This is a genomic window from Candidatus Atribacteria bacterium (assembly GCA_011056645.1).
GTDB lineage: Bacteria > Atribacterota > Phoenicimicrobiia > Phoenicimicrobiales > Phoenicimicrobiaceae > Sediminicultor > Sediminicultor quartus.
This window is the reverse complement of record DSEL01000085.1, coordinates 1-8,066: the sequence shown is the minus strand read 5'-3', so window position 1 is coordinate 8,066 and position 8,066 is coordinate 1. Positions and strand designations below refer to the sequence as shown.

Sequence of the window (8,066 nt, the reverse complement as noted above, 5' to 3'; positions counted from 1 at the left end):
GAATGTATACATTTGGGTGATATAGTTAGGTTACATACCGAAAATTAAGAACTGAAAACTGAAAATTATATTTAAAAGTAAAGATTCGACTATTAACTATTCACTACTAAGGAACAATTTAATATTAGGGAGTTCAAAATGACAGGTAAAAAAGGACATCTTTATTGGTTACGAAGAAAATTGCCCGATCAAAAAGTATTAGAACGGATGGATCTGTTATTAAAAGAACTAAATCTACATACTGTTTGCGATAGCGCTCTGTGTCCTAATCGAGGCGAATGTTTTAAAAAAAGAACGGCTACTTTTATGATATTGGGAAATATTTGCACGCGAAATTGTAAGTTTTGTGCTGTAGAAAAAGGAAAACCTCTCTCTCTAGATCCGGAGGAACCCTATCATGTTGCCCAAGCTGCAAAACATCTAAATCTTAAACATATCGTAATTACTTCGGTAACCAGAGATGACCTTTCGGATGGCGGAGCAAGACATTTTTCCCGAACAATTCTGGAAATTAAAAAAATACTTCCCGAAAGTACCATAGAGGTATTAATTCCTGATTTTAGGGGTTCCTGGCAAGCACTCCAAACGGTAATAGATGCACAACCTAATGTAATAAATCATAATATCGAAACAGTTTCCCGTCTATATCAGTTAGTAAGGCCAAAAGCAGTTTATGAGAGCTCATTGGAGTTATTAAAGCAGGTTAAAATTAGGGACAAAAATATTATTTCTAAATCGGGGATTATGGTAGGATTAGGGGAGGCAAGAGAAGAAGTTATCCAAACAATGAAAGATTTACGGGAAGTGAGCTGTGATATTTTAACTATAGGCCAATATTTAAAACCATCTTCTCACCATTTAAAAGTCAGCAGTTATATTCACCCGGATAAATTCGAAGATTATCAGAAAATAGGGATGTCTTTAGCTTTTAAGTACGTGGCTTCAGCCCCCTTGGTGCGCAGTTCTTATCATGCTGGTGAAATATTAAAAAAAGTACAATTTAATTTTAATTTGTAGACTAATTCCTTTGATAAATCTAAATATATCTGATAGAATTAAAATCAATAAGTCAAATAAAAAAATTTAAGCAGAGACAAGGAGGAAGGTTTTATATGACCAAATATGATATTAAAAAAGTGAGAAATATTGCCTTGGTAGGCCATGGGGATTCCGGAAAAACTTCGCTTACCGAGGCTTTGCTTTATGATTCAGGAATGATTACTAGATTGGGAGATATCAAACAGGGTAATACCACTACAGATTATGATCCTCGAGAAATAAAAAAGGGAATAACTATCAATTCATCTTTGGCTTATTTAAATTTAAAGGATTTAATGGTAAATATTCTCGATACTCCAGGCTATCTTGATTTCATCACTGATACCAAATTAAGTCTTAGAGTAGTTGATAGTGCCATAGTAGTGGTGTGTGCAGTATCGGGAGTAGAAGTGCAGACTGAAAAAGTTTGGAATTTTGCTGATGAATATAAACTACCTCGTGCATTTTTTATCAATAAAATGGATCGAGAAAGAGCTGATTTTTATCGAGTAAAAGATATGATTAAGGAAATTTTTGGTACATCGGCAATTTCTATACAGTTACCTATTGGTAAGGAAGAAAATTTCCAGGGACTAATCGACTTAGTAGAGATGAAAGCCATTATTTATAAGAAAATAGGAGAAGGTAAACCAGTTTTCGAAAAACAAGAAATCCCCCAGAATATGAAAGAAGAAGCAGAATCTTACCGGAAAGAATTAGTGGAAAGGGTAGCCGAATTTGATGATGAAATTTTAATGAAATATCTGGATGGTGAAACTTTAACTAATCGGGAGATTGCTTCTTTGTTAAAACGAGGGATAAAGGAAAATAAGATTGTACCTATTCTTTGTGGTTCGGCTACCATGAATTTAGGGATAGAGCTTCTTCTTGATTTTATTGGTGAATACTTTCCTTCTCCATCTGAAATGCCCCCTGTTGTAGCTAAAAATGGAAACACTTCTGTTGAGCAATTGATTGAAAATACAGTTGACTCCTCATTTTCAGCTTTTGTTTTTAAAACTGTAGCAGATCCTTACGTAGGAAATTTAACCTACTTTAGGGTATATTCAGGAAAATTATCCGAAGATTCAAATATTTATAATTCTTCAAAAAATGTGGATAATAAAGTGGGAAAGATCTATAAAATGCAGGGCAAAAATCAAAATTCTATCTCTGAAGTTTATGCAGGAGATATAGCTGCAGTTGCTAAACTTAAAAACACTGTTACCGGAGATACTCTCTGTGATAAAGACAATCCTGTTTTATTTGAAAAAATAGATTACCCTGAACCAATAATGCTTCTGGCTATTTCTCCTAAAACCAAGGGAGACGAGGATAAATTAAGCACTGCTTTAAGCAAGATAATTGATGAAGATCCTACAGTAAAAATTTATCGAGATGAAGATACCGGAGAGAGTATATTAGCTGGTATGGGAGAATCCCACTTAGAAGTAATCATTGATACTATGGAAAGTAAATTTGGTGTAGAGGTAGAAAGGAGTACTCCTAAAGTAGGATATAAAGAGACTATTCGAAAGAATGTTAAAGTTGAAGGGAAATATAAGAAACAATCCGGTGGAAGGGGACAATACGGGCATTGCTGGTTAGAGCTTGAACCCAAAAGCAGGGGAGAAGGTTTTGAATTTGTAGATAAAATAGTTGGAGGAGTTATTCCACGTCAGTATCGTCCCGCCGTGGAAAAAGGTGTGGTAGGTGCAATGAAAAAAGGAATATTGGCAGGATATCCTACTGTAGATATAAAGGCTACTGTTTATGATGGCAGTTATCACCCGGTGGATTCTTCAGAAATGGCTTTCAAGGTAGCTGGTTCGATGGCTTTTAAGAAAGGAGCTGCAGAAGCTAACCCGATCTTATTAGAACCAATTATGGATATAGAAGTAATAGTTCCAAAAGAATATATGGGAGATATAATTGGAGATTTGAATAGTAAAAGAGGGAAGATAATGGGTATGGAAGAATCTTCAAGCGGAAAGCAGTCTATTAAGGCAAAAATACCCCAAGCAGAAATTTTTAAATATGCTATTGATTTAAGATCCATTACTCAAGGTAGAGGTACTTTTAATTTAAAATTTTCCCATTATGAGGAGGTACCTGCTAATATCGTACAGGAAATAATTACCAAAAACAAAGAAGAAGAGGAAGAAAACAATAATTCTTAAAAAAATAAAATATTTTTTTAAGAAAAAAGAAGGATTTTTTAATTTAATATAGAATTATTATATTAAGGTAGACTTATTTATTAATTTATACAAAAAAGTATTACAAAAAAAGGGAGGTGTAGAAATATGTTTTCAGATTTAGCCTGGTATTGGTGGGTAGCAATTATTGGAGCGGTAGCATATTTGATATGGTATTTCGCAGATTAAATATTAATTATAATTAAATGACAAAATTATAAGAAACGTTTCTGTAAGTGCAGGGTAAAGCAAATTGCCCTGCACTTTATTTGTCTTTACAAGAAGGGTGATAAAATTGAAATTGTTAAATAAAAAAAGATATATTTTAATAATTTTACTTTTTTTTATTTTATCTACTATTGTTTCTGATTCAATAGCAATTGAAGAGAATAGTGAAAACAAAGTTATTCCTTTGGGAAAACTAGATTCATTGAAAGTGACTGTAAAATTTGGAGCAGGAAAGTTTAATTTAATTTCCGGGGAAGACGATATATTTGAAGGTAATTTTCAATATGACAATAGCATCCTTAAACCCAATATCCAATATGAAAAACTCGGAGAAACCGGAATTCTAATCCTATCTCAGAGTATCAAAAATGATCTTAACTTATCATTTCCTTCCCAAAATATATGGGATTTAAAATTGCCTTCAGATGTCCCTCTACAATTATATATCAATACCGCAACATATAGTGGTTATATTGATCTAACTAATTTACTGATAGAAAATCTATGTATTAATTCAGGAGCAAGTCAAACCAATGTTGCATTTAATCAACCAAATCTTATAGATTTAAAAAGTATTAATATTAAAACAGGTGCCTCCATTATAAAGATGTATGGTTTGGCTAATGCAAATTTTGATGAAATGCATTTTAGCGGTGGAGTAGGAAGTTACACCTTTGATTTCTCAGGTAGCTTGAATAAACCATCGAAAGTATACATTCATGCAGGGGCGGCTAAAATAGTTTTAAAGATACCTTATCAGATGGGGATTAAGATAATTTTTAGAAATTTTCCAACTACAAAATTAGATATCAAGAATTTAATAAAAATAAATGAAAAAACTTTTATTAGTTCGGAATATGGTAAAAGTGATGCGGAATTAGATATTGAAATTAGGGGAGCCCTTTTAGATCTTGAAGTAGTCTCGATAATCGATTGACATTTATTTTCTTTTCAATTATACTAAAAACTAACCAAAAAAGAAAAAGACCGAACGAAGGATTGAAAGGTATATTATAAAAAGAGAATCAGCATTTGGTGAAAGCTGATAAAAACCTTTAAACTCACCTTCAAGTTTTGTAAGCGAAAATTTAAATCAAAAATATTGATTTAAATATAATTTACAACGTTAACAAGCGTTAATTGTTTAATAAGAGTAGAAAGTGTGGGGCTGTAGCGCAGTCGGGAGCGCGCCTCCTTGGCGTGGAGGAGGTCGCGGGTTCGATTCCCGCCAGCTCCACCAAATTATAATCTAAAAATCTACTAAACAAGGGTGGTACCACGAGAAGAATCTCGTCCCTGGTAATGAATTGATGAATTACTTGAGACGGGATTTTTATTTTTAAGGAGGAATGTTCAAAAATGGAAGAAAGATATCTTTTTACCGAAGTTGAAAAAAAATGGCGCGAACATTGGAAGGAAAATGATTTTTTTAAATCTTATGTCGATTATAAAAAACCGAAATATTATGTTTTGGAGATGTTTCCTTATCCTTCGGGTGAACCTCATATGGGACACGTTAAAAATTATGTTATCGGTGACGTAGTAGCGAGATACAAACATTCTCAAGGATATAATATTTTACACCCCATGGGTTGGGATGCCTTTGGTTTACCTGCAGAGAATGCTGCTATCAAAAATAAAATTCATCCTTCAATTTGGACTAAAACCAATATTCAAAAAATGAAAAATACTCTAACCAATATGAGTATCAGTTATGATTGGGATAGAGAAATAGCCACCTGTGATCCGAGTTACTACAAATGGACGCAGTGGATATTTTTGCAGCTATATAAAAAGGGATTAGCTTATAAGAAAAAAGCAATAGTTAACTGGTGTCCTTCCTGTAATGTGGTATTGGCAAATGAACAAGTAATAGACGGAAAATGTTGGAGATGTGATTCCGAAGTTGTCAAAAAAGAGCTATCCCAATGGTTTTTCAAAATAACCGAATATGCCCAGAGATTACTTGATGATATTGAATGTTTAGAGGAATGGCCAGAAAAAGTATTAACTATGCAGAGAAATTGGATAGGTAGAAGTGAGGGGGCAAGAATTGAATTTCCTTTAAAAGGTAGTGATAAGACTATTCCGGTTTTCACTACCCGCCCTGACACCCTTTACGGGGCAACTTATTTTTTATTGTCTCCCGAACATCCTATACTGGAAGAGGTAATAAAAGATTCCCTCTATAAAAATGAGGTTCAAGTTTTCAAAGAGAAGGTAAGTAAAGAGAGCGCTGTAGATAGAGTATCAGGTATCTTAGAAAAGAAGGGATGTTTCACCGGCAAATACGTAATAAATCCTTTGAATAATGAAGAGATCCCCATATGGGTAGCAAATTATGTGTTGATGGATTATGGAACAGGTGCAGTAATGGCCGTTCCTGCTCACGACCAAAGGGATTTTGAATTTGCCAGAAAATATAATTTACCCATCAGGATAGTTATTCAACCAAAGGATAAGAAGGTTACCTCTGATACGTTGGAAGCGGCTTTCGATCAAGAAGGCATTATGGTCAATTCTAACAAATTTAACGGCTTACCGAACAGTAAATCATCAGATCTCATCATTGATTATCTGATTAAAAAAGGATCTGGAGAGCGAGAGGTTAATTACAGGTTAAGGGATTGGCTTATTTCTCGTCAACGTTATTGGGGTGCACCTATCCCTATAATTTACTGTTCTGATTGTGGCATGGTTCCCGTATCAGAAAGTGATTTACCAGTTTTGCTCCCGGAAAATGTTGATTTCAAACCCAAAGGCATGTCGCCGCTTGCAGGCAGCAAAGAATTTGTTGATACAATTTGTCCAAAATGTGGCAAAAAAGCTAAAAGAGAAACAGACACTATGGATACTTTTGTCTGTTCTTCCTGGTACTATCTTAGATTTTGTTCTCCCAAAACTGATATAACACCTTTTGATGCTGAAGAATTAAGATACTGGATGCCAGTTGATCAGTATATTGGTGGTGTCGAGCACGCTATACTGCATTTACTGTATTCTCGGTTTTTTACGAAAGCTTTATACGATATGAATTATGTCAATTTTAAAGAACCTTTTAAAAGACTTTTTACCCAAGGGATGGTTTGCAAAGATGGGGCAGCAATGTCTAAATCAAAAGGCAATATAGTTAATCCTGGAAAAATATTTTCAAAATTCGGAATTGATGCCACCAGGGTAATGATGTTATTTGCCGGTCCTCCCGAAGTAGATATGGAATGGACAGATACAGGAATGGAAGGAGCATCTCGATTCTTGAATCGAGTTTGGCGATTGGTCTACAATAATATTGGTTTTTTCGAAAAGCCGAAAAAGGAGAAGGACTTTACCTCCAAAGAGATAAGTACGGAAGCTAAAAAAATAAAGCAGAAGACCCACCAAACGATTAAAAAAGTATCTGAAGATATCGAGGAAAGATTTCACTTTAATACCGCTATTAGTGCCATTATGGAGTTAGTCAATGAAATATACAAATTTCAGTTAGAAACCGATGAAAAACAGGAGAAAGAAGGGGATGTTTTTGCAGTAAAAGAAGCTTTGGAGATAATAGTCAGATTGTTAAGCCCAATTGCTCCTCATTTTTCAGAAGAGCTATGGCGGGAGATGGGGAATAGCGAAAGCATTTATAAAAAACCTTGGCCAAAATATGATAAAAAGATGCTGGAAGAAGAGGAAAAGTTAATTGTAGTCCAGGTAAATGGAAAGCTAAGAGAGAAATTGACCGTTCCCGCATCCTATGATGACGAGAAAATAAAAGAGGAAGTGCTTTCTTTATCAAAGATACAAGAAAGAATTAAGGGGAAAAAGATTATTAAGATTATTGTTGTTTCTGGGAAACTGGTCAATGTTGTGATAAAATAAAAAAACAGTGTATTGCCTTTAGTGGATCGGATCAATTCAACCTTTTATAAGGCATGCCAAAAATTTAAATTTTAAACTAAAAAGGAGGAAATATTTTTATGGCAACTTTTGGCGATTTAAACAGTTTTATTGCTATTGGCAGACTAACCAGAGACCCGGAATTAAGATATACACCTGGAGGAACAGGAGTATGTAAATTTGGCATTGCTATAAATAGAACTTACAGGAATCAAGAAGGAAACAACGTTGAAGATACTCTCTTTATAAATGTCACTACCTGGGGCAAGCAAGCGGAAAATGTTTCACAGTTTTTAAAAAAAGGTAGAAGAGTAGCTATAAGCGGCGAACTAAGATCTAATAATTGGCAGGATAAAGAGGGAAACAAAAGAACTTCTTTTGAAATTAATGCTAGAACAGTACAGTTCTTAGATTTAGTGAAAGGTCAAGGTGCAGCAGAAGAAGTTTCAGTGGAGGGAGAAGAGCCCTTTCATAATGAAAAAATAGATGAAGATACATCAATATCAGAAGAAGATATTCCATTTTAACATAACGAATATTTGTTAGTGCATAATCTAGTACGAAGAAAAAACTAGAAATTAGAAAACGTAAAATATAATTGAAAGTTGCCCCTGGGTGTATGCTTTAGTTTATTAATGAGTCGATTTAAAGATTTAACATTAAATTAGCAAGCTAAATTGTTCACAAGGCTAGTTTTATTGGTGAATTGGAATATTATTGGAT

The 8,066-nt window shown here is 34.1% G+C and carries 5 protein-coding genes and 1 tRNA gene; all 6 read left to right on the top strand.

Annotated elements, in window-relative coordinates; all coding sequences use genetic code 11:
• Window positions 1–138: 138 nt before the first annotated feature.
• Complete coding sequence (lipA, locus tag ENO17_03385; GenBank protein HER24079.1) at window positions 139–1,017, top strand: lipoyl synthase; 879 nt, start codon at window positions 139–141, stop codon at window positions 1,015–1,017.
• A 95-nt stretch (window positions 1,018–1,112) separates the two neighbouring features.
• On the top strand, window positions 1,113–3,218 hold the full coding sequence (gene fusA, locus ENO17_03380) for an elongation factor G (protein ID HER24078.1): 2,106 nt from the start codon (window positions 1,113–1,115) through the stop codon (window positions 3,216–3,218).
• A gap of 271 nt (window positions 3,219–3,489) precedes the next feature.
• Entirely contained in the window at window positions 3,490–4,401 is a 912-nt protein-coding gene (locus ENO17_03375) for a hypothetical protein (GenBank protein HER24077.1), read from the top strand.
• Between the two features lie 227 nt (window positions 4,402–4,628).
• Window positions 4,629–4,704 (top strand) — tRNA-Ala (locus tag ENO17_03370).
• A 119-nt stretch (window positions 4,705–4,823) separates the two neighbouring features.
• Entirely contained in the window at window positions 4,824–7,325 is a 2,502-nt protein-coding gene (locus ENO17_03365) for a leucine--tRNA ligase (protein ID HER24076.1), read from the top strand.
• A 98-nt stretch (window positions 7,326–7,423) separates the two neighbouring features.
• Window positions 7,424–7,870, top strand: coding sequence for a single-stranded DNA-binding protein (ssb, locus tag ENO17_03360; GenBank protein ID HER24075.1), 447 nt, complete (start codon window positions 7,424–7,426; stop codon window positions 7,868–7,870).
• Window positions 7,871–8,066 lie beyond the last annotated feature (196 nt).

Coding starts and splice junctions, on each gene's coding strand:
- lipA (HER24079.1), top strand. CDS start 139: ATGACAGGTAAAAAAGGACATCTTTATTGGTTACGAAGAAAATTGCCC.
- ENO17_03365 (HER24076.1), top strand. CDS start 4,824: ATGGAAGAAAGATATCTTTTTACCGAAGTTGAAAAAAAATGGCGCGAA.
- fusA (HER24078.1), top strand. CDS start 1,113: ATGACCAAATATGATATTAAAAAAGTGAGAAATATTGCCTTGGTAGGC.
- ssb (HER24075.1), top strand. CDS start 7,424: ATGGCAACTTTTGGCGATTTAAACAGTTTTATTGCTATTGGCAGACTA.